General features: G+C 56.7%; 21 protein-coding genes. 12 read left to right on the plus strand and 9 right to left on the minus strand.

Annotation, left to right across the window (positions count from 1 at the left end; genetic code table 11):
* The first annotated feature begins 11 nt into the window (after window positions 1–11).
* Complete coding sequence (gene prmC / locus Q5Y71_RS06905; RefSeq protein WP_306041086.1) at window positions 12–863, plus strand: peptide chain release factor N(5)-glutamine methyltransferase; 852 nt, start codon at window positions 12–14, stop codon at window positions 861–863.
* A 30-nt stretch (window positions 864–893) separates the two neighbouring features.
* Window positions 894–1,796, plus strand: a complete 903-nt coding sequence (locus Q5Y71_RS06910) for a cation diffusion facilitator family transporter (protein WP_306041089.1) — start codon at window positions 894–896, stop codon at window positions 1,794–1,796.
* Between the two features lie 8 nt (window positions 1,797–1,804).
* On the opposite strand, the gene Q5Y71_RS06915 is transcribed toward Q5Y71_RS06910, so the two are convergent.
* Together Q5Y71_RS06915 and Q5Y71_RS06920 are read right to left on the minus strand one after the other, a co-directional pair.
* Entirely contained in the window at window positions 1,805–3,241 is a 1,437-nt protein-coding gene (locus tag Q5Y71_RS06915) for a succinylglutamate desuccinylase/aspartoacylase family protein (protein ID WP_306041090.1), read from the minus strand.
* Between the two features lie 88 nt (window positions 3,242–3,329).
* On the minus strand, window positions 3,330–4,730 hold the full coding sequence (locus tag Q5Y71_RS06920; RefSeq protein WP_306041091.1) for an MATE family efflux transporter: 1,401 nt from the start codon (window positions 4,728–4,730) through the stop codon (window positions 3,330–3,332).
* 428 nt (window positions 4,731–5,158) lie between these two features.
* Here Q5Y71_RS06920 and Q5Y71_RS06925 point away from each other — a divergent pair, with 428 nt between their 5' ends.
* From Q5Y71_RS06925 to Q5Y71_RS06935, 3 genes are all read left to right on the plus strand, one after another.
* A complete protein-coding gene (locus Q5Y71_RS06925) occupies window positions 5,159–5,788 on the plus strand; it encodes a DoxX family protein (RefSeq protein WP_306041092.1) in 630 nt (209 codons plus the stop codon).
* A gap of 47 nt (window positions 5,789–5,835) precedes the next feature.
* The gene (gene rhlB / locus Q5Y71_RS06930; RefSeq protein WP_306041093.1) at window positions 5,836–7,353 is read left to right on the plus strand and encodes an ATP-dependent RNA helicase RhlB; all 1,518 of its coding nucleotides are present in this window, start codon (window positions 5,836–5,838) and stop codon (window positions 7,351–7,353) included.
* A gap of 285 nt (window positions 7,354–7,638) precedes the next feature.
* Window positions 7,639–8,787 carry a hypothetical protein gene (locus Q5Y71_RS06935; protein WP_306041095.1) on the plus strand — a complete coding sequence of 383 codons (1,149 nt, stop codon included), beginning with the start codon at window positions 7,639–7,641 and terminating at the stop codon, window positions 8,785–8,787.
* A gap of 173 nt (window positions 8,788–8,960) precedes the next feature.
* On the opposite strand, the gene Q5Y71_RS06940 is transcribed toward Q5Y71_RS06935, so the two are convergent.
* The 6 genes from Q5Y71_RS06940 to gatC form a co-directional block, all read right to left on the minus strand.
* Window positions 8,961–10,052 carry a glycosyltransferase family 4 protein gene (locus Q5Y71_RS06940; RefSeq protein ID WP_306041096.1) on the minus strand — a complete coding sequence of 364 codons (1,092 nt, stop codon included), beginning with the start codon at window positions 10,050–10,052 and terminating at the stop codon, window positions 8,961–8,963.
* 148 nt (window positions 10,053–10,200) lie between these two features.
* Window positions 10,201–11,040, minus strand: coding sequence for a sulfate transporter CysZ (cysZ, locus tag Q5Y71_RS06945; RefSeq protein ID WP_306041097.1), 840 nt, complete (start codon window positions 11,038–11,040; stop codon window positions 10,201–10,203).
* Between the two features lie 21 nt (window positions 11,041–11,061).
* A complete protein-coding gene (locus Q5Y71_RS06950) occupies window positions 11,062–11,361 on the minus strand; it encodes a PA4642 family protein (RefSeq protein ID WP_301417331.1) in 300 nt (99 codons plus the stop codon).
* A gap of 77 nt (window positions 11,362–11,438) precedes the next feature.
* Window positions 11,439–12,890, minus strand: a complete 1,452-nt coding sequence (gene gatB / locus Q5Y71_RS06955; RefSeq protein WP_306041101.1) for an Asp-tRNA(Asn)/Glu-tRNA(Gln) amidotransferase subunit GatB — start codon at window positions 12,888–12,890, stop codon at window positions 11,439–11,441.
* A 17-nt stretch (window positions 12,891–12,907) separates the two neighbouring features.
* Window positions 12,908–14,359: an Asp-tRNA(Asn)/Glu-tRNA(Gln) amidotransferase subunit GatA gene (gene gatA, locus Q5Y71_RS06960; protein ID WP_306041103.1), complete on the minus strand. Its 1,452-nt coding sequence runs from the start codon at window positions 14,357–14,359 to the stop codon at window positions 12,908–12,910.
* Window positions 14,360–14,430: 71 nt separating this feature from the next.
* Window positions 14,431–14,718 carry an Asp-tRNA(Asn)/Glu-tRNA(Gln) amidotransferase subunit GatC gene (gatC, locus tag Q5Y71_RS06965; RefSeq protein ID WP_306041104.1) on the minus strand — a complete coding sequence of 96 codons (288 nt, stop codon included), beginning with the start codon at window positions 14,716–14,718 and terminating at the stop codon, window positions 14,431–14,433.
* A gap of 354 nt (window positions 14,719–15,072) precedes the next feature.
* Here gatC and Q5Y71_RS06970 point away from each other — a divergent pair, with 354 nt between their 5' ends.
* The 7 genes from Q5Y71_RS06970 (at window position 15,073) to msrB (ending at window position 24,804) form a co-directional block, all read left to right on the plus strand.
* Window positions 15,073–16,107 carry a rod shape-determining protein gene (locus Q5Y71_RS06970; RefSeq protein ID WP_301417339.1) on the plus strand — a complete coding sequence of 345 codons (1,035 nt, stop codon included), beginning with the start codon at window positions 15,073–15,075 and terminating at the stop codon, window positions 16,105–16,107.
* 118 nt (window positions 16,108–16,225) lie between these two features.
* Window positions 16,226–17,068, plus strand: coding sequence for a rod shape-determining protein MreC (mreC, locus tag Q5Y71_RS06975; RefSeq protein ID WP_306041106.1), 843 nt, complete (start codon window positions 16,226–16,228; stop codon window positions 17,066–17,068).
* Window positions 17,055–17,534 carry a rod shape-determining protein MreD gene (gene mreD, locus Q5Y71_RS06980; protein WP_306041108.1) on the plus strand — a complete coding sequence of 160 codons (480 nt, stop codon included), beginning with the start codon at window positions 17,055–17,057 and terminating at the stop codon, window positions 17,532–17,534. Before mreC ends, mreD begins: the two co-directional genes overlap by 14 nt.
* A 95-nt stretch (window positions 17,535–17,629) precedes the next feature.
* Entirely contained in the window at window positions 17,630–18,241 is a 612-nt protein-coding gene (locus Q5Y71_RS06985; RefSeq protein WP_306041110.1) for a nucleoside triphosphate pyrophosphatase, read from the plus strand.
* The gene (gene rng / locus Q5Y71_RS06990; protein ID WP_306041111.1) at window positions 18,238–19,725 is read left to right on the plus strand and encodes a ribonuclease G; all 1,488 of its coding nucleotides are present in this window, start codon (window positions 18,238–18,240) and stop codon (window positions 19,723–19,725) included. The genes Q5Y71_RS06985 and rng overlap by 4 nt, the downstream gene beginning before the upstream one ends.
* A gap of 45 nt (window positions 19,726–19,770) precedes the next feature.
* The gene (locus Q5Y71_RS06995; protein WP_306041112.1) at window positions 19,771–23,988 is read left to right on the plus strand and encodes a YhdP family protein; all 4,218 of its coding nucleotides are present in this window, start codon (window positions 19,771–19,773) and stop codon (window positions 23,986–23,988) included.
* Between the two features lie 282 nt (window positions 23,989–24,270).
* Complete coding sequence (msrB, locus tag Q5Y71_RS07000) at window positions 24,271–24,804, plus strand: peptide-methionine (R)-S-oxide reductase MsrB (RefSeq protein ID WP_306041114.1); 534 nt, start codon at window positions 24,271–24,273, stop codon at window positions 24,802–24,804.
* An 83-nt stretch (window positions 24,805–24,887) separates the two neighbouring features.
* Here msrB and yjgA read toward each other — a convergent pair whose 3' ends face one another.
* Complete coding sequence (gene yjgA, locus Q5Y71_RS07005) at window positions 24,888–25,427, minus strand: ribosome biogenesis factor YjgA (RefSeq protein WP_306041115.1); 540 nt, start codon at window positions 25,425–25,427, stop codon at window positions 24,888–24,890.
* Window positions 25,428–25,437 lie beyond the last annotated feature (10 nt).

The following is a 25,437-nucleotide window of genomic DNA, read 5'->3' on the forward strand; positions in this document are numbered from 1 at the left end:
GCTGTTTACGTATGGCCAGTGTCAAGGACAATATTGCTCGCTGGGTGGAATTAACCCACAGCGAGTCGGCGCGATTGGATACAGAGGTTCTGCTCGGCCATATCCTTGCGCGCGGGCGCGTCTGGCTCTACACCTGGCCGGAATATCAATTGACGCCGGCCCAACAGTGCGCATTTGATGGACTACTGGCGCGGCGCCGAGATGGGGAGCCGGTGGCACACCTGACCGGAGAGCGGGAATTCTGGTCCCTCAGATTAAAAGTCGATGCCTCCACCCTGATTCCCCGCCCGGACACCGAGCTGCTGGTGGAAACGGCCCTGTCGCTCTGTCCGCAGCAACAGCTGTGTGCGCTGGACCTGGGCACCGGCACTGGGGCCATAGCACTGGCGCTGGCTGCGGAGAGACCGGGTTGGTGGATTATTGCTGTGGAGAAATCGGAAAGAGCGCTGGTGCTGGCCGAGGAAAACCGCCGTAACCTCGGCTTTCACAATGTGGAGATACAACAGAGTGACTGGTTTGCCCAACTGCAGCCGCAGCGTTTCGCGCTGATTATCAGCAACCCCCCCTATATCGACAGGGCCGATCCACACCTGCAACATGGCGATGTGCGCTTCGAACCGCACTCCGCACTGGTGGCGGGACGCCGGGGCCTCGCGGATATCGAGCATATCGCCACGCGCGCTGTCGATTACCTGGAAGTGGGGGGCTGGTTACTGGTGGAGCACGGCTGGCAGCAGGCGGCGCGGGTGCGGAGGATTTTTAGCGCGGCTGGTTTTGTTGATGTACAAAGCCGCAGGGATTTTTGCCGCCGGGAAAGAATCACGTTGGGGCGAACACAGCCACAGTTGTCCGCCGGAACATAGAGCATCCCGGCGCTGAGAAAAGGGGGGTCTGTGCACGATCACGTCCACCATCGCAACGGCAATGGCGCCTTGCGCCCGCTGCTGATTGCTTTCCTGCTCACACTGGGTTTCTCCTTTGTGGAATTGGTGGGAGGCTGGCTGTCCGGTTCCCTTGCACTGCTCAGTGATGCCGGACATATGCTCACGGATGCTTTTGCTCTGGCGCTCGGGGCTGTCGCTGCGGCGCTGGCAAAAAAACCGGCGGATCGCGATCTGTCTTTTGGCTGGGGTCGGGCGGAGGTGTTGGCGGCGGTGATCAACGGTGTGATTATGCTGCTGATCGTCGCTGGTATTTCCTTTGCCGCGATTGACCGGCTGCGCAACCCACAGCCGGTGCAGGGCACTACAGTGATGCTGATTGCTGCTATCGGGCTGCTGGTTAATATCCTGGCAGCCTGGACACTCTACCGGGGTGAGCGCACACTCAATATCCGCGGGGCTCTGCTGCATGTCATGGGGGATTTGCTGGGCTCGATGGCTGCTCTGGTCTCCGGTGCGGTGATCTACCTGAGCGGCTGGTTACCCATTGATCCGTTATTGTCCCTGTTGATCTGCCTGCTAATCCTGATTTCCTGTGTGCGCTTGCTGCGCGATGCGGTCGATGTATTGATGGAGCGGGTACCGCGGGAGCTGAGTCTGCCGGTGGTGGGTGAGACTCTAGCGCAGGTCAGCGGAGTGCGCTCCGTGCACGATCTGCATATCTGGCGGTTGGATTCCAGTACCGTTTCGCTTTCAGCACATATTGTGGTGGACGACCTGTCGGCCTGGTCGGCGGTGCTGGAGCGCCTGCGGGAAACTCTGATCAAGCGCTTTGGTATCGAGCATATTACCCTGCAACCGGAACCGATTGATCAGGTCGGGCCCGTGATTATCGACAGGGTCAGGACACCCTGATACCGGGTTCAATCTTCATCGTTGAGGGGTTCCGGGACCGTGTCAGTGGGGAATGTGTGTGCCGGTTTGACTACCCCGGCCTGCTCGGCTGCGGGGACCTCCGCAACCACTTCCTGAGGTTTGCTGATCTGTTCTCCCGGCGCCTGGATACCGATATGGTAGGCGGCGAAACCGGGCTGTACCACCTGGTTCAACGCCATACCGAGAATACGCCCGCTGTGTTCTGAGCGAATTTCGGTGCGCACATTGGTAATGGGGTTGGTGACCGTGCCGAGTAGGTCTCCCCGGCCTATAAACTCGCCGAGCTGCACTGCACTGAAGATGATGCCGCCGGTGGTGGCGCGCTGCCAGGTGGAATTGTAATACACCGGCTCCGGGTCACCCCACAGGCGAAATTTGCGTACCATACCCAGTTGGTTCAGGAGGGTGCGGATTCCTTTCACACTGTGGCTGACGGATGGTTCGTCGAGCACCATGGGTGCCCCCGCCTCCAGCGTAACGGTAGGAATGCCCACCTCGACAGCGGCGCGGCGCAGTGTGCCTTTGGCACCGGTACTGTGCAGCACCACGGTGGCACCGAAGCCCTTGGTCATTTTCACGACTTTCGGATTGCTCAGGTCACCGCGCAGCTGGGGCAGATTGGTTCGGTAAAAAGAGCCTGTATGCAGGTCGACCACGGCATTGCAATGGCTGATCACTTCGTGAAAAAACGAATGGGCGATGCGTGAGGCAGAAGAGCCATGGGGGTCGCCAGGGAAGTGCCTGTTGAGATCGCGACGATCTGTGAGATAGCGGGAAGCACGGTGAAAGCCCTGCAGGTTCACGATGGGCACCCCGATAACGGCGCCGCTCAAGTGTTCGGCATTCAGGTGGTACAGCACCCGCCGTACGGTTTCTATACTGTTGAGTTCGTCGCCGTGCACTGCGGCGGTAAGGCACAGAACCGGTCCCGGTTTGGCCCCGTTCACCACCAGTACCGGGGTGGGGCTGTAGACGCCTTCAAAGTGTTGGCTGGGAGACCAGGCCAGGCGGGTAGCGGTTGCCGGAGGTACCTCGGTACCGAGCAGACGCAGGGGCTTGGCGGCCTCCCTGGGTCCTGGTGAGAGGGTTTCCGCTGTGGTGATTTCCTGCACAGGTTGCCCCTGCGCCTCTTGCTTGATGGTATGTGGGGGCTCCATGTTTGCGATGGGCTGGTCCAGCTGCAGGTTTTCCGCCTGGGGCAGGGGTGTCTGCGAACTGCTGTCCGGACCCGCATCAGGTGGGCGCGGCGTATCCCCGCTGGGCACTGGCGGTGCGGGCAGAGTGATGTCCGGCTGCAGGTTTTCCGCCTCGGGCACAATCGAATGTTGCGCCGGATCGGTCTCACCCAGTCCTTGAGTGGCGGTCACCAGCAGGGCAAGGCCCAGCAAGCACTGGATTCTGCTTGGGGAGAGGCGTGGGGTCATGGTTTCCTCCGGTCAGTCATTGGGTTTGTACGACGCTGACGGTAGTGTTTTTGCCCGACACAGGCGCACACTTGGAGCGCGGGCCCGATCAGGATGTTCCCCGCAGTTGAGAAGCCCTCCTGGCGATAGATGGCCTACGGGCCATGGTGATGGCCCTGCGGCTGGTGTGCCAAAAGCGCATTGCCAGCAGTATTGAGGCGGTGCCGAGGCCGATACAGACCCCGGTCCAGTAGCCATACACGCCCCACAAGTTCTCCCCCAGCCAGTAAGCGCTGGAGAGCCCCACCAGCCAGTAGGAGAAAAGCTGGATAAACATGGGCACGCGGGTGTCCTTGTATCCCCGCAGGGCGCCCCAGGTCATGGCCTGGGCGACATCAACCAATTGGAATGCCGCACAGAGCAACAGCAGATTGGTGGCAACGGCGACAATCTCTGCGCTGCTGGTGTAGACCTGTACGAAAACACTGCGCAGGCTGATCAGCAGGATCCCGGTGCCCAGCGCGTAAAGTACTCCAGTACCAATCCCCACCTTGCCCGCAAACAGGGCCCGTTTGGGCCGCCCCTGACCCAGTAACTGGGCAGTGCGGATACTCAGGGCCTGAGCGAGCGCCAGAGCTATCAGATAGAAGATTGAGCCCACGTTCATACCGATCTGGTGGGCGGAGACGATCGCCGCACCGTATGGTGCCAGCAAAACGGTCAGGCTCGCAAAGAAAGTGACCTCACTGGCGGCACCGACACACACCGGCAATCCCACTGCCAGCAGGTGCAGGAGGGTGGGCCAATGGGGCTTGGAGGGTGTCAATTTGAGTTTAAGCGCACGGTATGCGGGGTCGCTGCAGGCGTGCCAGAACAGCGCCAGGGCAATCAGGCAGCTGAGCGCGGCAGTGGCCCAGCCACAGCCGGCACCACCCATGGCGGGTATCGGACCGGCGCCAAACACAAAGAGCATATCTAGCGGAATGTTGAGTACCGCTGCGGCGAGGTAGATGCGCATAACCGGGCGCACCTGTCCCATGCCCTCGCAGTAACCGCGCAGGGCCGTGCCCAGGGCGAAGGGCAAGGTGCCGACGGTCAGGGCCAGGATATAGCTTTGTAGCACCTGTCGTACAGGGGCTTCCGTGTCTATCCACTGACTCCAGACCGGTACCGCCAACAGGGCCAGAACCACCAGGAGGCCGCCGACGAATGCGATCCACAGCCCCTGGTGCAGCTGCCGTGCGCAGCCTTTCTCATCCCTCGCACCGCGCAGATTAGCCACAAGCGGGGATACCGCTGCGAGCAAACCGATCAGGGTCACAGCGCATACCGCCCAGATACTGGCGCCGAGCGCCAGGCCTGCCAGGTCCACTTCCCCGGCGCGACCGGCCACGATGGTATCCACAACACCCATGCTCACAACGGCCAGGTTACTGACCGCCAGGGGCCCACCCAGCGTGGCCAGGTGTGACAGTTCAGTGGAAATGGCGTGTCGATAAAGCTTCAACAAAGAAAAAAACCAGATTTCAGCGCTGTATACCAGTCGAAGATCGAGGGCAATCAGCCAAAGAGTGTGGTATTGGTAAACCGGCTTTGCAAAAGGGCCGCCAGTAGATCGCCGTGGCCAACCAAAAGGCAATTGACCGCACGAGTCTCCCGTCACCAACTAAAGAGCCGGCTATTTTACGGCGAAACCCGGATTTGGCCCAGTGACTATTGGGATCGGTCCGGGCACGACCTGTGGAGCGAGGGTGCTGCAGCTGCAGAGTTTGTTCACAATGGCCAGTTTCTGATATCAAGATATCCATTCCTGCAGATGGCAGCAATGAAAGTAACCTTTGCGCTGACCTGCGCGTTTGGGGGTGAAGCCCCTGTGTAACAGATGTTGTGCCCGCTCGACTAAAGTGAACAAATAGACCGAAAGGGAGAGTGAAGATAATGAGTGGTGCGGTGAATAGCCTGGGGCGCTGGTATGCTTGCTTCTTGCATTTTGTGCGCAAGATCGACTGGTTGGGGCCACTGGCTTTGCGTATCTATTTGGCGCCGATTTTTATTATGGCCGGGCTTAACAAGATGGGCAGTATTGAAGAGGTTGCGGCATGGTTTGGCAACCCGGATTGGGGCCTGGGACTGCCCGCCCCGATGTTGATGGCCTGGCTGGCGGCGCTGGTGGAATTCTTTGGTGGTATTGCCATTTTGGTGGGCTTCAGCACCCGTCTGGTGGCGATTCCGCTGATGTTTGTGATGGCGATTGCGGCGGTGACGGCGCATTGGGAAAACGGCTGGTCAGCCCTGCCGGATAAGACCCTGACAGCGCCCTGGGAGTGGCGTGAGGATCTGATCGACGATGCGGCCCTGCGCAAGGAGCGGGTGGTTGCACTGTTGAAGGAACACGGCAACTACGAATGGCTGGTGGAAGCTGGCAATATCACCATCCTGAAAAACGGTATTGAATTTGTTGCGACCTATTTCATTATGTTGCTGGCATTGCTCTGCAGCGGAGCAGGCCGTTTTTTCAGTATCGATTACTGGCTGTGCCGGCGCTATTGCGGGCGGGACCCCAGCTAGAGATGGTATACTCGCCAGCTATTTGAATATTTGAGCGAGTATCTCCCTTGATAGGCAAGCTGTTTCGCCGTTCCACCTCTACTGAGGACAAAAATCCCCCCCGGGGCAAAGAGCGCTCCCGGCGCTCTAACGAGGGTCCGGGATCGCCTGGCAAGGCGCCCGAGCATAAATCCCGCCGGAGCGGGGAGCAACTTCGCCAAAGCGGTGGCAAGTCGTCCCACAGCAGGGGGCGTCAGCGCAGTCGCAGATCTCAATCTGAACGACTCGCCACCCCCTGGGCGCTGGATGCATTCCAGGTTCCGGAGCAGGCGGGCAAGGTTCGCTTCCACGATCTGAATCTGCCCCTGGAGCTGATGCATGGTATTTACGATCTGGGCTTCCAGTACTGTTCGCCTATTCAGGGGCAATCTCTGCCACACACCCTCAACGGGCATGACCTGGTGGGCAAGGCGCAGACCGGCACCGGCAAGACCGCGGCTTTCCTGATTACCGTTATCGACGACCTGCTGCGCCACCCCTTTGATGGAGAGCGTTATGCCGGTGAGGCCCGCGCTTTAATCATCGCCCCGACCCGTGAACTGGTGATGCAGATTGCCGATGATGCCAGGGCACTGTGCAAATATACCGGCTTGGAAATCCACACCCTGGTGGGAGGGATGGATTACGACAAGCAGCAGCGCAACCTGAATGAGCGTTTGGTGGATATCCTGGTCGCCACGCCCGGGCGACTGCTGGATTTTGTCGGCAACCGCGACTGCTATCTGGACCAGGTGGAGGTTCTGGTGATCGATGAGGCCGACCGCATGCTGGATATGGGCTTTATTCCCCAGGTGCGCCGTATCGTGCGCCAGACTCCGCGCAAAACCCACCGCCAGACTATGTTCTTTTCTGCGACCTTTACTCCCGAAGTTGATGCTTTGGTTGAACAGTGGACCGATGACCCGGTCTTGGTGGAAATCGAGCCGGAGCGGGTGGCCACTGACTCTGTAGAACAGCACGTGTACTTAGCCGCAAGCGAAGAAAAATATGCCCTTCTGTATAACATACTGCAAAGTGGCGATGTGGATAGCCTGATTGTATTCGCCAACCGCCGAGACCAGTGCCGCCGCCTGCACGAACACCTACTGGCCCACGGTATCTCTGCGGGCCTGCTCTCCGGCGAAGTGGCGCAGAACAAGCGCGTGCGCACCCTGAACGACTTCAAGTCCGGCAAGACCAAAGTGCTGGTGGCCACCGATGTTGCCGGCCGCGGTATCCATATCGACGGCATCAGCCACGTGGTGAATTTCACACTGCCAGAGGAACCGGAGGATTATGTGCACCGTATTGGCCGTACCGGCCGTGCCGGTAAAACGGGTACCTCTATCAGCTTCGCCTGTGAAGATGATGCTATGCGCCTTGAGCCGATAGAACAGTTACTGGGGCAAAAACTGAAATGCGAGGTCCCACCGGAAGCGCTGTTACAAAAGCCCCCTGTGGTTGAAGTCCGCCATGGCGGGGGTGACAGGGGCCATAGAGGCGGCCATGGCGGACGTCGCGGCGGCGGTCGAGGCCGTCCCCGGTAATCCGCCCTTTGACTGCACACAGGATAACCCGATCCAGCGACACTGCCGAATAATCCAAGCTTCCGGTCCAGGTAGTGTTGAAACTGTGGTGAAAGTATCAGTTTTCACTGTCCCGCTCTTCTTTTCCTTCACGCCGTTTATTTCTGTCCTAGAATCTTACAGTCACTCCCTGTGACTGAGGTAATCACACTATCGATATTCCCTAGGCTTGAGCGGCTCTCTTCGTATTGGAGCCTGCCTTGCATTCGGCTATTTTCCCTTGCAAGTGAAATGACTGGATTTTGGATGCGTACGCTCTATCTCCATATTGGCTTTCACAAAACAGGCTCCAGTTCCCTGCAACTGGCTTTAAAGCACTACGCCGAGCAATTAAAGACTACAGGATTTGAGTTTCTGTCCCTTGGTAAAAAGGGGAATTCCTCTGCTGCCGTTGAGGTTTTTAAGCGCAGTGGGCGCGTGTTTTTCAGGCTGAATCAGCACCTTGATATGCTGCTGGCAAGCAGTACCGGTGAGAGCACAATCGTTTCTGCCGAGCACCTGTGTTTCTTGCATATGCACAGGGATATAGAGCAGGTCTACGCAGTCTGCTCAAAATATTTTGACGATATCCGTGTCGTTATGTATCTGCGCAGGCAGGATTTGCAGGCCGTTTCCTTTAAAAAACAGTCTGCGCGCGGATGTGTTTCGAACATGAGTTCTTCGAGCAAGCTGTTTGGACACAGTGAAGGTGCTTTTCCCCGGTTAGATGAAAATATTAAAATTTATTATGATTATTTTGCCAAACTGCAACTGTGGGAAAGGGTTTTTGGTAGAACATCACTTACGATCAGGGAGTTCTCCAGTGAGACGCTTAGGGGTGGGGATATTGTCAGTGACTTCTCGATGTTCTTAGGGCGGGATCTGGTCATTCCCCCCTGCCGGGTGAATGAGGGTATAGGCCGTAAACAGTTCCTCTTGACCCACAAGCTGCTTGAATTGGGGGTGGCGGAATCTGAGATTAAAAAACTCAAGCCGGTAATGGTTAGTGACAAGACGGTGTTGAAACCTTCTCGCAGTGCTGCAGTGGATTTTTTTATGCAGTTTAAACAATCCAATCAACTGCTCAATGACCACTACCTGCAACATGGTTCTGGCCTGGCATTTAACGGCGATTTCAGCAGTTACCCTGAGCGGGGTAATGACCGCCTGTGCTTACAGGATCTGGCTGCCTGGGTTCCCGAACTGTTTGCTGCTGGGTTGCAGGCGCCGGAGGGGCTGCGGGACACACTGCTTATTGGCCGGATCAGGACACTGTTGATGGAGGGAGTAATAGATGTCGCACTGGCAGGGGAGCTTGAGGGCTTGGCACAGTGCCTGACCCCCACAGCACATATCGCCCAGGTGCGGGAGCCATGGTACCGGCTGATCAAGGGAAGAAAGCGCTCCGGGAGATAGATTTTACACGGATTTGACTCAGGTCCATGGCTGGAAACACAAGTGGAAAGCCTGTGTTGAGTGTTTGCAGTGCATCATTGGTGGGCCTGGAAAGCGGGTGGGGGAAGGGATAATCATCCTGCCGCTGTTTTTTCGCAGATAGATCTTTCCCGGCATCGTAGAGGGTCGAATTGCTATGCGACCAATGTCCTTGTGTAAATAGTGAGAGTTTGCTGGGCAATTTTTTCCCAGGTAAATTGTTCTCTTACGGTCTTGAGTCCACAACTTCCCATATCCCTGCTGAGTTCACGGTTGTGCAAAAGTCTCAGAATTGCATTTGTTAGGCCCTCTGATGACCCGGGCCTGGTTAATATCCCGGTGACGCCATCTTGAACAATGTAAGGTGTGCCGCCAACGTCAGACGCGATAAGCGGCAATCCCGAGGCCATGGCTTCGAGCCCGGCAATACTCATTCCCTCCATAAAAGAAGGGAGTGAAGAGGCGTCTGCCCCCCTATAGATATCGGACATTTCCCGGTGGCTGACATTTCCTAAAAAGTGAGCATGTCCGGACTTTATTTTATTTTTTAAGATGTCTCTGATCCCGGCGGATTCACTGCCCTCGCCGGCGATGACTAGATGCAAACGGGAATCGTCGATGGCGGCAACAGCCTGGGCAAGGAAGCGTACCCCTTTCACTGGTTCGAGCCGGCAGCCGATAGCGATTATGTAGGCACTCTCGGGAATAGCCAGTCTAGTTCTTAAAGACGATTCACCTGGATGGAAGACGGAGGTGTCAACACCATTGCCAGTGAAAAGGATAGGCTTTTGGTAGCCGGTTTCCTTGGTTTTTTCGATCAGGATCTCACTGACAGCCAGTGTCGCTGAGGCGACCTCCAGCTGCCTCAGCATTTTCCTGCGGGTTTTCTCCCCTCTCTGTGCCCTCTTGATAAATGAAGAGGTGTGGTTGGTAAATATTACCGGGATGGATAACCCCCTGCAGGCATTTAAGGGGCGCATTCCGTGTACGTGAATGATATCTATCTGGTGTGCGCGGACAGTCTGCTGAATACGCCTTCGGAGCAGCCAGTCATACAGTAAATGGCTGTTGGGTAATGTGAGACGCTCTACGCTCACTCCGTCAAAATGGTCACGAAGGGGTATGTTACCGTCTGGTTTTCGGGTCAGTACCTGGACGTGATGACCGATCTTGACCAGTGCTTTGGAAAGTTCGAGTACATGTGTCTGAACTCCACCGATAGAGGGTGGGAATGTATTGCTGATCATTAAAATATTCATGGCAGCGTACAACAATTTAGCTGGCCGAGGAGGTATTGGCTACAGCGGAGATGACTGAGCGCGGCGGAACGGGGGTTCTGCCACGGGTTTGTGTGGCACGCAGCGTCTAGCGGGCAGCATGTATTTCCACCAATCCCTAGTGGGGTTGTATGGCAGAATGCGTTTTTGTACCAGGGTCTCCCTCCTTGCGCAAGCGCTCAATCCACAGCGCGGTACCGCCCGCTACAGCGGCAGGCATCACGAAAATATTTAAAATCGGTACCATCTTGGCAAGCATGACGGTTCCGCCAAACGCGAGGCTGGTGAGTTTGCGGCGCCGCAGCACACTTTTTAATTCATAGAAGGGGCGCTGGTGATTGTCCAGTGGGTAATCCACATATTGTATCGCCATGCACCATGCGCCCCAAAGCGCGGTGAGTACTGCGGGAAGAATGATGGTCCAACTGGTGACGGTGGCGACCAGGAAAATAACCAGACCCCAGGCAATAAAATATCCCAGCTTGCGCAGTTCCCGCCCGAGTGTGCGCCAAACCATACTCAGCAGGGGTTCGGTCGGCGGCGCCTTGCCAGTCAGCAGTGCCTCCACTTTTTCCGCGAGCAGGCCGTTAAATGGAGCGGCGATGATATTTGTGATAATGCCAAACAGGTAGCCGTATACAAGCAGAAACAAGAACAGTACCAGCAGGGCAATGGTCCAGGCGAGCCAGCGAAACACACTGGCTGCCCAGGCGGCGCCCTTGGCCATGATTGCCTCCCACCAGGACATATTTTCGGTGTCAACCGGTGTGTGGGTGAGCAGGCTGCCAAGATAGTCGGTGAGACCGCCGAGTTGCGAGATCATAATGGCGCTGATGACAATAAACAAAACAAGGTTGATCAGCAGTGGCACCAGAATAAAGGGTCGCAGCTCACGGCGGGTGATAAGGTGAGCACCGCGCAGCAAGGCGTCGATACCGTGTACAGGGTTGGAAGTCATACTGTTACCTCTTGCCAGCTGTCAGGAGCGGGCGCCGGCGGCTTTCAGGATTTCGCTGTAGCCGCCACCCAGACGGTGCTCATTGATGCGGGCCAACAGGGTTTTGCCATCCGGGCCCGGACAGTCCAGGTCCAGCCCCTGGGCTTGAAAAAGCTGTACAAAAGTGGCGAAGTTCTCTACCCGCATACTCCGATAAGCTCGCTCTAGAAGATGGTAATCCCGGTTAATGCCTTCAGGTGCCTCGCCAACCAGGAAACCGGCGATGCGTTTCTCATCAAAGAGTTCCCCTAGGACCTTTTGCTTGTCTTTTTTAAGGTTCAAAATCCAATCCTTATTTCATGCAATATGATATGCGGTGGTTCTGGCCAGCCAACCAGCAGGGTTTCTGCTATCGGCGCTCAAAGTAGGTCATCGAGCTTTTCCTTGAGAATCTTGTTGAGCATTTGCGGATTGGCCTGCCCACTGGAAGCTTTCATGATCCGACCAACAAAATAGCCCATCATTTTTGGCCGTTTGGCTTCGTCCGCCTTGCGGTAGTTTTCCACCTGCGTGCTGTTGGTTGCGATCACCTCATCCACCATTTTCTCGAGCGCACGGCTGTCGGATACCTGTATGTAGCCATGTTTCTGGATAATCTCATCGGCCATGTCCGCGCTCTTTGTCATAGCTTCAAAGACTCGCTTTGCAATCTTGCTGGAAAGGGTATTGTCCTTGATACGCACAATGAGGCTGGCCAGTTGTTGTGGGGAAACCGGCGATTGGGAGATGGTGATCTCCTGGCGCTTCAGCAACGCGCTTATCTCTCCGGTAATCCAGTTGGCTGCCAGTTTGGGCGCATTGCAAGCCCTGTTGACGGTTTCGAAATAATCGGCAGTGGCGCGCTCCTGAGTGAGCAGGTTGGCATCGTAGGTGGAGAGTGAGTACTCGGACTGGAAGCGCGCGGCCTTGGCGTCAGGTAACTCGGGGAGCTGGACGCGGAGTTGTTCGATATAGTCGTTACTGAGTATAACCGGGAGTAAATCAGGGCAGGGGAAATAGCGGTAGTCATTGGCCACTTCCTTGCTGCGCAATGAGCGTGTTTCATCTTTGTCGACGTCGTAGAGGCGGGTTTCCTGCACGATATTGCCACCGTCCTCCAGAATGTCAATCTGGCGTTCAGCCTCCGCCCTGATGGCGCGTTCAACGAAACGGAAGGAGTTGATGTTTTTCAATTCCGTGCGCGTGCCCAACTCAGTTTCGCCTTTTGGCCGCACTGAGACGTTGGCGTCGCAACGCATGGAGCCCTGGGACATATCTCCGTCGGAAATGCCCAGATAGGTTACAACAGAGTGGATTTTTTTCAAAAAGGCAACCGCTTCGGTTGCACTGCGCATATCGGGTTCCGAGACGATTTCAATCAGTGGCGTGCCGGCGCGATTGAGATCGATACCAGTCATGCCGTGGAAGTCTTCGTGCAGAGATTTGCCGGCATCCTCCTCCAGATGGGCGTGGTGGAGACGCACGGTTTTGTTGCCGCCGTCTGCAAGATAGATTTCCACTTCACCGGCACCCACGATGGGCTGATTCAGCTGGGTGGTCTGGTAACCTTTGGGCAGATCCGGATAGAAATAGTTTTTGCGCTCAAAAACGGAGCGTTTGCCGATGCGTGCTTGCATGGCCAGGCCGAACATGACCGCGTAGCGGAAGGCCTCTTCATTGGGCACCGGCAGGGTACCCGGCATGGCCAGGTCGACGGCACAGGCCTGGGTATTGGGCTCTGAACCGAAGCGGGTGCTGGCACCGGAGAAGAGTTTCGACTTGGTGGATAGCTGGACGTGTACTTCCAGCCCGATCACAATTTCCCATTCCACGATGAAGACTCCTTTCCTTATACAGCGACAGCGCTGGCAGTGTGCCAGTTGGTGGCCTGCTGATAGCGGTGAGCGATATTGAGCATGCGAGCCTCATCCAGATAGTTGCCTATGATTTGCAGGCCTACAGGCAAATTGTCAACCAATCCGCAGGGGATGGACATACCTGGCAGCCCCGCCAGGTTGGTGGCGATGGTGTAGATATCTTCCAGATACATAGCCACGGGGTCGGCACTTTTGGCACCCAGTTTAAAAGCCGGGGCGGGCGTAGTGGGTCCCATAATCACATCTACTTGCTCGAAAGCGCTGGCAAAGTCCTGTTTGATCAGGCGGCGCACCTGTTGAGCCTTGTTGTAATAGGCATCGTAATAGCCCGCGGACAGCGCATAGGTGCCGACCAGAATGCGGCGTTGCACCTCCTCGCCGAAGCCCTCGCCGCGGGAGCGCTTGTACAGGTCGCGCAAATCCTCAGGAGTCTGGCAACGATATCCGTAGCGTACCCCGTCGAAACGGGACAGGTTGGCGGAGGCTTCTGCCGGCGCGATCACATAGTAAGCGGGAATCGCCAGCTTGCTGTGGGGCAGGCTGATGTCCAGCAATTGTGCCCCAAGCCGCTCGTACTCCCGGAGGGCTTCCTGTATACAGGCAGCGGTGCGGGGGTTTAGTCCCTCCCCAAAGTACTCGGTGGGAATGCCGATCTTGAGCCCGGTAAGGGCATTATTCAGACCTTTGCCAAAGTCGCTTTGTGGTCGATTCAGGCTGGTGGAATCCCTGGGGTCGTAACCGGCCATGGCGGAGAGGAGGTAGGCTGCATCCTCGGCGGTGCGCGCAATGGGTCCGGCCTGATCCAGGCTGGAGGCATAGGCTACAATACCCCAGCGTGAAACGCGTCCGTAGGTGGGCTTCAGGCCGGTGGTATTGGTCAGGGCGGCCGGCTGGCGGATAGAGCCGCCGGTGTCGGTTGCGGTAGAACCTGGTACCAGCAGAGCCGCCACAGCCGCGGCAGAACCCCCGGAGGAGCCGCCGGGGACACAGTTGGTGTTCCAGGGGTTTTTTACCGGGCCGTAGTAGCTGCTTTCACTGGAGGAGCCCATGGCGAACTCATCCATATTGGTTTTCCCCAGGGTGACCGCGCCTGCCGCATTCAACTTTTCGACAATGGTGGCATCGTAGGGGGGCACAAAATTATCCAGCATTTTAGAAGCGCAACTGGTGCGCACGCCGCTGGTGCAGATAATATCCTTGTGGGCGATGGGTATGCCACACAGCGCCGGTGCTTCCCCGCCGGCCAGGCGCTGGTCGGCGGCTTTGGCCTGGGCCAGGGCCCGCTCTTCGGTCACCGTGATAAAACTATTGAATCCACTGTCCAGCTGCTGAATGCGGTCGAGTAAATGGCGGGTAAGTTCGGTACTGGAAAACACCTTTCTCCGCAGTCCGAGGATGATCTCGGCGATAGTGAGCTGATGCATAGTATTCCTTTTAGACTCTAAACAAACCGGGGACTGGGAATTGTCGGGCGGAGTTTGTTGATAAAACCCATTCAATCGATCACTTTGGGAACCAGATAGAGACCCTCCTCTGTCTGCGGCGCCAGGGCGAGAAACTCTTTGCGCCTGTCGGATTCCGTCACGGCGTCAATGCGCAGCGTTTGTTTCTCTTCCAGCGGATGTGCCATGGGTGCGATGCCGTCGGTATTGACTGCCTGTAACTGATCCACCAGTTGCAGGACCTCGCCGAGACGGTGGCTGACCTCTTCCAGGGTTTCTTCGGATATGTCAATGCGGGCCAGTTCCGCCAGCTTCTCTACGGTTTGCGTATCCACAGCCATGGCAATGAAGCTCCTCCTGTTGGGTTGCGAATCGAAGACCGTTGCGCCGGACTTCGGGCAGGGTCGGTCAATTTAGCACAATGAGCCGTCATTCTCATCGACTGCGGTGCCCATGGCCGGTTGTCATCGATTGGCCCGGCTTCAGCCTTGCTCTGAGTCGGTGCGGTTGTTAGAGTTTGCCGAATCCCGCCGGGCGGTGGGAGATTCCGGTCAGTTGTGTAAATCCCGGCCTGAAATGCGGCTCGGAACTCAGATTTATTCAGGTAGACTAACTAAAATTTCCAGCCATAAAATTAGCCGCATTTGCCGTGCCCGGCCCGGGGGCTGACTAAGACTACAAGGTAATCGAATTCCATGTTTAAACGTTTGCGGGGCATGTTTTCCAGTGATCTCTCCATCGACCTGGGGACCGCCAATACGTTGATTTACGTTCGCGATCGCGGCGTTGTACTCGACGAGCCCTCCGTTGTCGCTATCCGTCATTACAATGGCCAGAAAATCGTTGAGGCCGTGGGTGTTGAAGCCAAGCGAATGCTGGGCCGTACTCCCGGTAATATCTCCGCAATCCGCCCCTTGAAGGATGGCGTCATCGCCGATTTTCAGGTTACGGAAAAAATGTTGCAGCATTTTATCAAGAAAGTGCATGAAAACAGTTGGATGCGCCCGAGCCCGCGGGTACTGGTGTGCGTGCCTTGCCAGTCTACTGAAGTGGAACGTCGCGCGATCCGTGAATCCGCCCTGGGTGCCGGTGCCCGGGAAGTGTCCCTGATTGAGGAGCCCATGGCAGCGGCGATCGGTGCCGGTTTGAATGTGGAAGAAGCCAGCGGTTCAATGGTGGTGGATATCGGCGGTGGCACCACTGAGATCGCGATTATCTCGCTCAATGGCGTCGTCTATTCAGATTCGGTCCGCATCGGTGGTGACCGTTTCGATGAGGCCATCGTGAATTATGTGCGCCGCAACTACGGCAGTGTAATCGGTGATGCCACTGCAGAGCGGATCAAAGAGGAGATCGGTTGTGCTTATGCGGGAAGTGAAGTGCGCGAAATCGATGTGCGCGGACGCAACCTGGCCGAGGGGGTGCCACGCAGCTTTACCCTGAATTCCGATGAAATTCTCGAAGCCCTGCAGGAGCCTCTCACCGGCATCGTGCAGGCGGTGAAAAGTGCGCTTGAGCAGTCTCCTCCGGAACTGGCCTCCGATATCGCTGAGCGGGGTATGGTACTGACCGGTGGCGGCGCCCTATTGCGGGATCTGGATCGCCTGTTAATGGAAGAGTCCGGTCTGCCGGTGATTGTTGCCGATGACCCGCTCACCTGTGTGGCCCGCGGCGGCGGCAAAGCGCTGGATATGCTGGATCGGAGCCGTCTGTATCTAATGTCGAACTGATGAATCTAATGTCACTTTAAATGCTTTGCATAGCTGCCGGTGGCCAGTAACACAGTTTGAACGACATCCGATCTATGGTGACAACAATATTCATTGACCTGTACAAAGGGAGCTGCTTTTGAAACCGCTGTTTACCCGCGGCCCCTCCCCTGAGTTTCGCCTGCTGCTTCTGGGCTTGTTGGCGGTGGTACTCATTGCAGCGGATCACTACACGAATTGGCTCCAGCCCACTCGTGAGCGTCTCTTTGGGTTTGTTGCACCACTGTACTGGCTCACCGGCGCACCGGAGCGCGTGGGCGAATGGGCAGGTGAACAGCTTCGCTCCCGGGAAGAGCTGCTGGAAGAAAACAGCCGCCTCAAACGTCAGATACTATTGCTGGAACAGCGCAGCCAACTGCTGGCGGCGGTGAAGGCGGAGAATACCCAGCTTAAGGAATTGATGAATGCAGCGGAAATGGTCGACGACCGGGTATTGGTGGCCCAGGTGATCGGCATTTCTCCCGACCCACTCGAGCATGTGCTGCTGATTGACAAAGGCCGGGATGATGGTCTCGATGTGGGTACACCGGTCATGGACGCCAGCGGCCTGCTCGGGCAGGTGATTGAGACGGGGGATGCATTTTCCCGGGTTCTTCTGATCACAGATGCCAGCCACGCCATTCCCGTGCAGCTGCTGCGTAACAGTATGCGTTCTGTAGCCGAGGGCACGGGGGATCTCTACCATCTCAAGCTGCGCCACCTGGCCATTACCATCGACATCCGCGAGGGGGATCTCCTGCTCAGCTCCGGCCTTGGCGGCCGCTTTCCTGCGGGTTACCCGGTGGGTGAGGTGGTTTCAGTAACGCGGGACCCCGGCCAACCTTTTGCCGAGGCAGAGGTGCTGCCTCGCGGGCGCATAAATCGCAGCCGCTTTGTATTGGCCGTCGTTGGTGACAAGGGGCAGGGCCTTGCAGGCGAATAATCGTTGGTTTGTCGCCGTCACCATTTTTTTGTCGCTATTGCTTGCAGTGATGCCCCTGCCGCAGCAATGGCTCTGGTTCCGGCCGGCTTTTCCCGCCCTGCTGGTCATTTTTTGGATTACCCAGCTACCCCAGGCCCTGGGTGTGGGCTTTGCCTGGATGGTGGGTATCCTTGAAGACTTGGCCACAGGGGCCAGTTTTGGTACCCACGCCCTGGCCCTGGCAGTGCTGGCCTATTTCAGCCTGTTGACCTACCAGCGCACCAGGGCCTTTAATCCACTGCAACAATTGCTGTGGGCCTTTGTTCTGGTCGGTATCAATCAAGTTGTGGGCAATTGGGTGCATGGTTTGGAAGGGAAAACGGTGCCGGGATTGACCTTTCTCTGGCCAGCGCTCACCACAGCACTACTCTGGCCCTGGGTAGCGTCACTGTTGCGGGGCATGTCCAGGCGTCTGGGTATTCACTGACCAAAAAGTCAGCTGTAAAGCAGAGTAAAATTTCGATCAAAATTTAGACATTTCCGCTATAATCAGCCGCTGGCCCATAGGGAATATGCAGTAGAGTGACGAATACTAGCATCGCAAACCATCTACTTCTCGCCTCGGGATCACCGCGCCGGGCACAATTGCTCACCCAGATTGGGGTTCCATTTTCTCAATTTATCCCCTCGGTAGCGGAGCAGCGGCAGCGGACAGAGAGTCCCCAGGACTATATTCAGCGCCTGGCCCATGATAAGGCTGAGGCGGGCCTGCTGGCGGCTTCGACCCCTCCAGAACTCTGGGCTCTGGGCGTCGACACGGTGGTGCTTGCTGGGGAGACCGTGTTGGAGAAACCTCGGGATTACAGTAATTTTGAATCCATGATGCTGGCTCTGTCGGGGGTCGAACACTCCACCTTGAGTGCCATTTGCCTGCGTAGCAAAAAGAGACAGTTCAGCCGCCTGGTGGAGACGCGGGTGCGCTTTCGGCACCTGTCCAGAGTGCAGATCCAAGCTTACTGGCGCACCGGTGAACCTGTGGACAAGGCCGGTGGGTATGGCATTCAGGGAATGGGTGCTGCGCTGGTGGAATCCATTAGTGGCAGTTACAGCAATGTGGTTGGCCTGCCTCTGGAAGCCCTGGTCCCCATGCTGGAGCACGCGGGGATTCCCTACTGGCAGGGGACTCGGCTTTGAGTGAGGAACTGTTGATTAATGTTGCGCCCACAGAAACCCGCGTTGCGATGGTGGAGAACGGTGTTTTGCAAGAAGTGTACCTGGAGCGCAGTGCGCGCCGAGGTATTGTTGGCAATATTTATAAGGGCAAGGTGATCCGTGTACTGCCGGGTATGCAAGCAGCCTTCGTGGACATTGGTTTGGAGCGCGCCGGGTTTATCCACGCCTCTGATATTGCGCCGCTGGATGACGAGGGGATAGAAGCGCGTGACTTGGAGGTGGCAGATATTCGCGCGCTGGTGCGCGAGGGCCAGCCTCTGGTCATACAGGTGGTCAAGGACCCAATCAGTAGCAAAGGTGCACGACTTACCACCCATCTGTCGGTATCCGCACGTTACCTCGTATATATGCCGCAAACCCGCCATATCGGGATTTCCAACCGAATTGAGGAGGAAGATGAGCGCGAACGGTTGCGCCAGTTGGTTGAGGCGGCCTCATCCCAGCTTGCCCAGGATGGGCTTTCAGCGGATGGTGGTTTTATTGTACGCACGGTGGCTGAAGGGGTGAGCGGGGAAGAACTGCTGCGGGATATCCCGTTTCTCTACAAACTGTGGGCGGAATTGGAGCAGAATATCAAGGTGCGGCCGGTACCGTCGGTAATCTACGAGGACCTGCCGTTGTCTATGCGCGCGCTGCGCGATCTTGCGCGCCCTTATACAGAAAAGATCCGCATTGACTCCCGCGAGGCCCACGGTCGAGCGGCAGAGTTTGCCGGCAAGTATGCGCCGGAAATTGCGGGCCGCTTGGAGCATTATCCCGGCGAGCGTCCCCTGTTTGACCTGTACGGTGTAGAGGAGGAGATAGGGCGGGCACTGCAAAATACAGTGACGCTGAAGTCCGGCGGTTACCTGATCATCGAACAGACAGAGGCGATGAGCACTATCGACGTCAATACGGGCGCATTTGTCGGTCACCGTAATCTGGAAGAGACAATCTTCAAGACCAATCTGGAAGCCGCTACGGCGATCGCCCGCCAGTTGCGCCTGCGCAACTTGGGGGGGATCATTATTATCGATTTTATCGATATGAAAGATGCCGAGCACCAGCGCCAGGTATTGCGGACACTTGAGAAGACGCTGGAGCGGGATCACGCGAAATCCAGTATCACCGGTGTTTCCGAACTGGGGCTGGTCGAAATGACCCGCAAGCGGACGCGGGAATCCCTGGGCCAGATACTGTGTGAGCCCTGCCCGGTCTGTGAGGGCCGCGGTATGTTGAAAAGTGCGGAAACGGTATGCTTCGAGATATTCCGGGAGATTATCCGCGAGGCGAGAGCCTACGACAGCGAAAAGATCATGGTGCTGGCAAGCCAAGTGGTTATCGACCTATTACTGGATGAGGAATCGGCCAATGTCGCCGATCTGGAAGAATTTATCAGCCGCCCGATACAGTTTCAGGTTGAACCCATCTACAACCAGGAGCAGTACGACATTGTGCTCGTCTAGCCCTCGTCCGCGCGTGCTTTCGTTGCGCTCCAAGGGTGCAGGTGCTTGCCGCTGCCCGGTTCTGGGGAGGCATTGCTGATGGGTGTGGTGCGCTGGCTCGCGAGAAAGTTCTGGCTTCTGATAGTCAGCCTGGTAATCGTTCTGGCAATCACTGTGCAAACCGGACGTCTGTTGTCCCCTCAGGTGGAAAACTACCGGCCGCAAATCAGTCACTGGCTTTCCAATCGTATGGGTGTGCCGGTGCAGATGGAACGTATCTCTCTGCGCTGGGAGGCCCTGGAGGTCGCATTGCAATTGGATGGGTTGCGCCTTGGTAGCAATGGAGAACTGCGTATGGGGCGCGGTCTCTTTCAATTGGATTTGCTTGCCACTTTGTGGAACCGGGAGCTGGTGTGGAAGGATCTGCAAATACATACTTTTGCGGCTGGTCTTAGTCGCGATAAACAGGGGGAGTGGCGACTCGACGGTTTCCCGGGAGTTTCCCTAAAGTCCGGTGGCGATCTCACAGCAGGCCCGAGTGCTGCGGACCCTGCACGTATTTTTCAACTCAGCCCCAAAATCCAGATACGCGATGCGGCGATCACCGTTCAACTGCCGGATAGCCAATTGGCCGAGATCAACCTGCCCCAGATCCAGCTGGAGCATCGGGGTGACTTCCGCCGCCTTATCGCCCGCGCCTTTATCTCCCGCGAGGGCGAGCACAAGCGGATTGATTCGGAGACATTGCGGTTGGTTCTTGAGGGGCGCGGTAATCCCCGAGAGAAAAGACATTTCTCTCTGCGCGGTTACTTGCAGTTGAATGAGCTGCTGATTGATGACGATATCGTCACACTTCTGCATGAACTCACACCATTGCCGGATCGCTTCCACTGGCGCGGCCGCAAGTGGGCAGACGGGCGCCTGTGGCTGCAGAAAGATGCTGACAATGGGTATCGTCTGTTGGGGCGCGTGGATCTTGCCCAGGTGGAAAACCTGGAAAAAGCCCTGGGAACGAAACAGGGTACTGCAACCGATACCGACCGGATTATGGCTCCACTGCGGGCCTTTTCCGGGGATATATCCGGGCGCTGGCTGCCCGGCGAACTCTGGCAGTTGACCCTGCAGGATATACAGATCGAGTGGCAGAACCTGCAGATGCCGCCACTCAACCTGCAGGTGAGTAGTGACCGGCACGGGCTGGCCCTGGCGGCGGATGTGATTGAACTGGGAGGCTGGCGCGAAATCGTCAAGCGGTTGGAACTTCTGGATGGCGTGGCCGATGACTGGCTGCGTGCTCTGGAGCCCAGTGGCCAGCTGCACCGGGTGCAACTACTACAGAATGCGGAGGGGGGGGGCATCCGCCTGATCGCTAACCTGCGAGATATCAGCACCCGGGCATTCCAGGGCGCCCCCGCAGTGTCTGACCTGAGTGGCTATCTGGAACTCAATGGCGCTGATGGTCGGGTGGAATTGGATGGTACCGCGCTGGGGGTCGATTTTCCCACTTTGTACGCCAAGGCTTTCTCTTTCGAGCGGGCCAGTGGTACCGTGGCTTGGGCTGTGGAAAAGGAAGCGAACGAGGTCAGCGTGCTTTCGGGGCCTCTGCAGCTGGACAGTGCCCTGGGTGAGGTCAAGGGGCAGTTTTTGCTGACATTGCCTTTTCAGGCACAAAGTCGCGCAACGGATTTTGTCTTGGCTTTGTCGCTGCGCGATGCGCCGGCCTCTGCACAGAAACTGTTGGTGCCCAAGACGGTCAGTGGGGATCTGCGCAGCTGGTTAAATAAGGGCTTGGGTACGAACAACCCCGGACGCGTGGAGAGCGCCGCATTTATCTACCGTGGTAGCAGCTATTCAAAACAGGGCAAAAGTGATGCCCTGAGGGCACTGGGGGCCCATAACAAGCGCCAGACTGTACAATTGGTGGCAGATTTTGCCGATGGCAGCCTGAAATATGCTGACGACTGGCCCTCTGCCAGGGACGTAGAGGGCCGCCTACTGGTCAATGACGGTACCTTACTGGTCAATGCCAATCGGGCCACACTGTGGGATATCGATGCCAGTGACATTCTTGTAGGGGTCACACCACTACCAGGTAAAGGTTCCCAGTTGAACGTTAAAGCCCAATTATCAGGCCCTGCTGCCGATGGTTTGCGCCTGCTGCAGGAATCGCCACTGCGCCAACAATTGGGCAGTGCCTTTGATGATTGGCAAATGAGGGGTGATATCCAGGGGGGAATCAGCCTGTCCCAGTCCCTAGGAGGTGGTGCCCTGTCTCCCAGCCAGCGGGTTGAACTGCGATTGCACAATGGGGAGCTGCTGTTACAAGACCTGCGATTGCACGCCAGAGCGTTGCACGGGGATATCGTCTACGACAGCGGTAACGGGCTTGCTGGAACGCGGTTGGACGGCAAACTCTGGGGGCGGCCGATCGCCGCGCATATCCGCCATTTTGGCGAGGGGAATTTACGCGATACCCAGATTGTTGTGGATGGTAGTGCTACCGCTGAGTCTATCACCGCCTGGGGCAGGCGGCCGGAGCTGCATTGGCTGGATGGTGTTCTGGATTACCAGGCATTGGTCACTATTCCCGCTAAAGAAAAGGGAGCGCCCTATGCTGCGATTTTCGAGCTGACATCCAACTTGGCCGGTGTGGCGGTTAACCTGCCGCAGCCGCTGGGAAAAGCGGCCCAGAGCGAAACAAATTTCGTACTGCGCGCACCGATTGGCACTCAGGGCAGCCTGTTTCACTTGGATTATGGTGAGCACCTGCAGGGGCAGTTCTGGTTGGTAGAGGGTGTTCTGGACCGCGCTGCTATCGCTTTGAATGCCGGGGCAAAATTACCCGCACAGCGGGGTCTGGCGATCACTGGAGACATATCCAGTATCGATTTGCCTCGCTGGCAAAAGCAGTTGGATGTCTATTTCAAGGAGGGGGATGCTCCATCTAGTCTAACTGGGGAAGTGAGTAAAAACTGTATATCTGACCAGAGTCCGGAATGTGCCGATCATGACGGCGGTTCCATTGTAAAAACTGCACCCACATCGTTGCCGGTTAGCCTTGATCTCAGCACCGACCGCCTGCAGCTGGGCGCGGTTGATATTGAACATATCCACATCACCGGGCAAAGTGTCGGCACCAAATGGCAGCTGGATTTTGACAGTGAAATGGCGGCGGGCAATATTGCCGGGGTGCTGGATGAGGAGGTGCCGCTGCGATTGCAGTTGGCCCATTTGCGTCTACCAGCCCCGAAGCAGGGAGAGGAGTTGTCCAACAATGCACCTTCCCTGCACCTCTTCCTTGAACAGAGAGAAGATCCCTGGGCGGATTTTGATTTCGAAAGTTTGCCCGCCATCGACTTCAGTACAGAGAACCTGCAACTGGGTGACGAGGCGCTGGGGCGCTGGTCCTTTCGCGTGCGGCCTTCATCGGACCGCCTCGTATTGAGCGATATCCGCGGTGCAGTGCGCGGCTTCCGCCTGGAAGGGCGCGGTACTGGGGAGGCACGCCTCGGGGCTCAGCTGATGTGGATGCGTGATGTCGAGGGCAACAGTACCTCCCAGTTTATCGGTCGCCTGGTTGCCGATGACCTCGCCGATATCCAGCGCTCCATGGGACACCAGCCCCTGATTGAAAGTAAATCCGCCAGCTTCGATACCGCCTTGCGCTGGGATGGTTCACCGGTTCAGGTGAAGGGCAGTCTGCTCTCAGGGGCTTTAAAAATTGACATCAGGGATGGCCGTTTCCTGCGTTCCACTGGCACAGCGGGCTCCACGGTGTTGCGTTTGTTATCTCTGTTTAACTTCGACACCTGGGCGCGCCGTCTGCGACTGGATTTCTCCGATCTGTATAAAAGTGGTATGGCCTTTGACCGGGTTCGCGGTGAAGTGGTGTTCGAGGGAGATGGCCAACTGTTGATTGCAGTACCGATTCAGGTGGAGGGGCCCACCAGTGAGCTGCAGATGGCGGGCAGGGTCAACCTGCTGAGAGAGGATCTGGATCTCACTCTGGTGGCAACGCTGCCAGTGGGCAACAATCTCGCCCTGGTCGCCGCGTTGGCTGGCAATCTTCCCGCTGCCGCGGGAGTTTACCTGATCAGTAAGGCTTTTAAGAAGCAGGTGAATAAAATGGCCAGTGTCAGTTATCGTATCAGCGGTGACTGGGCCGAGCCGCAAATCCGTTATGACAGGCTCTTTGATGGTGATGGTGCCAAGCGTGAGGGTGTGATCTCTGTGCAGCAGCAGAATCCACCACCAGAAGAGCAAGCGGGCACCGGCGGCCGGTAATTGCACCAAGACGGTTAACCCGGTAATCCGTTGCGTTTTTCATAACTGGGCGCACAGCTACTCTTGCATGCCTGGCGCGGTTGGCTGGGGTTTTTATACTTTCAACGGGTTGCCCCAACCTGCAGTCAACAGGGACACTGCCCGGTGCGATATGCCTCCACTGGGGATACAGCCAGGGAAATCCCGCCGATATTGGCTGCCAGTATTTCCACTGAACTGGCACCATCTGCCACACTCTAACTCTAGGGTAATGGTTAATCACTGAAGAGAGGAGTTTCCGCGATGGAGAAGTCCCGTGTACTTGGTCCGCTGCTGGTTGCAGTTGTGGCAGTTTCAGCCTGTTCCGAGGCTGATGAGCGGCAAACCCAGACCATGACAGTGGATGAAGCTAAGGTGCGTATCAGCGAGGGCAAAGACTTGGAGCAGATACCAAAATCGGTCTGGAAGCAACTTTTGCCGGAAGACCGGTACAAAGTGCTTTGGGAGAAGGATACGGAGCGGGCTTATAGTGGCAAGTTACTTTACAATAATGAAGAGGGGGTGTATGTCACTGCAGGTTGTCGCCTGCCGGTGTTCAGTTCGGCGCAAAAGTATAAATCCGGTACAGGCTGGCCCAGTTTCTGGGATGTGGCCTACCCGGAAAATATTGTCCTGAAAGATGACTTTAGCTGGGGCCTGAGGCGTACCGAAGTGTTGTCCAAATGTGGTGAGCACCTGGGACATGTCTTTAAGGATGGCCCTGCACCGACCAATCTGCGTTACTGCTTGAACTCCCTGGCACTGGATTTCGAGCCGGCCATGGAAAAAAAGCCGTAGTATCGATTGTCTGTGGGACTGGTCGGCAGGCGCTGCCTGGTTCGACCTAATGTCGTCTACTTTCCGTAAAAGCCAGTGTCGACTTAGGCCCGATTATCCCGTTGACCCTGCCCCGACTTGTCCTGGGCTTTTCGCGAAAAGAAATCCCGCAGATAGCGAAACAACTTGCGCTGGTTGGTAGGGGGCAGGCTGTTTTTCATTTCCCGACAGGCGTTGCGCACCAGTTGGCGCAATTGCTGGTGGTCCACTTCTGGGTACTGATTAAAAAAGTCCCCCTGAGCATCGGCGTTCTCTTTCAGGAGGCGATTGCGCCAGTCCTCGGCCATTGTATCGAAGGGCAGGTGCCGACGGTCAAGCTCCTTGAACCTCTTCAAAGCAGCACTTATGGCCTCGTGATCAACACTGCGCATTAATTTTCCGATGTATTGCATCTGGCGGCGGCGGGCTTCATTGGATTTGATACGAGCACAGGTCATGATTGCTTCCCGCAGAGTGTTACTCATCGGCACTTTGGCCAGACGGGCTTTGGAGAGTTCAGTCAACTGTTGTCCCAGCTGCTGCAGCTCGTGCATTTCCTTTTTGAGCTGGGTTTTGCTCTTCGACAGGTCGTTGTACTCGGTCATTGTGGACTCC

Origin of the sequence: Microbulbifer sp. 2205BS26-8, assembly GCF_030731025.1 — a bacterium.
GTDB classification, from domain to species: Bacteria; Pseudomonadota; Gammaproteobacteria; order Pseudomonadales; family Cellvibrionaceae; genus Microbulbifer; species Microbulbifer spongiae.

What these genes read in the sequence shown, in the direction of transcription:
- prmC (WP_306041086.1), top strand. Translation starts at nt 12, where the DNA reads ATGGCCAGTGTCAAGGACAATATTGCTCGCTGGGTGGAATTAACCCAC.
- Q5Y71_RS06915 (WP_306041090.1), bottom strand. Translation starts at nt 3,241, where the DNA reads ATGACCCCACGCCTCTCCCCAAGCAGAATCCAGTGCTTGCTGGGCCTT.
- Q5Y71_RS06925 (WP_306041092.1), top strand. Translation starts at nt 5,159, where the DNA reads ATGAGTGGTGCGGTGAATAGCCTGGGGCGCTGGTATGCTTGCTTCTTG.
- Q5Y71_RS06935 (WP_306041095.1), top strand. Translation starts at nt 7,639, where the DNA reads ATGCGTACGCTCTATCTCCATATTGGCTTTCACAAAACAGGCTCCAGT.
- Q5Y71_RS06940 (WP_306041096.1), bottom strand. Translation starts at nt 10,052, where the DNA reads ATGATCAGCAATACATTCCCACCCTCTATCGGTGGAGTTCAGACACAT.
- cysZ (WP_306041097.1), bottom strand. Translation starts at nt 11,040, where the DNA reads ATGACTTCCAACCCTGTACACGGTATCGACGCCTTGCTGCGCGGTGCT.
- gatA (WP_306041103.1), bottom strand. Translation starts at nt 14,359, where the DNA reads ATGCATCAGCTCACTATCGCCGAGATCATCCTCGGACTGCGGAGAAAG.
- gatC (WP_306041104.1), bottom strand. Translation starts at nt 14,718, where the DNA reads ATGGCTGTGGATACGCAAACCGTAGAGAAGCTGGCGGAACTGGCCCGC.
- Q5Y71_RS06970 (WP_301417339.1), top strand. Translation starts at nt 15,073, where the DNA reads ATGTTTAAACGTTTGCGGGGCATGTTTTCCAGTGATCTCTCCATCGAC.
- msrB (WP_306041114.1), top strand. Translation starts at nt 24,271, where the DNA reads ATGGAGAAGTCCCGTGTACTTGGTCCGCTGCTGGTTGCAGTTGTGGCA.
- yjgA (WP_306041115.1), bottom strand. Translation starts at nt 25,427, where the DNA reads ATGACCGAGTACAACGACCTGTCGAAGAGCAAAACCCAGCTCAAAAAG.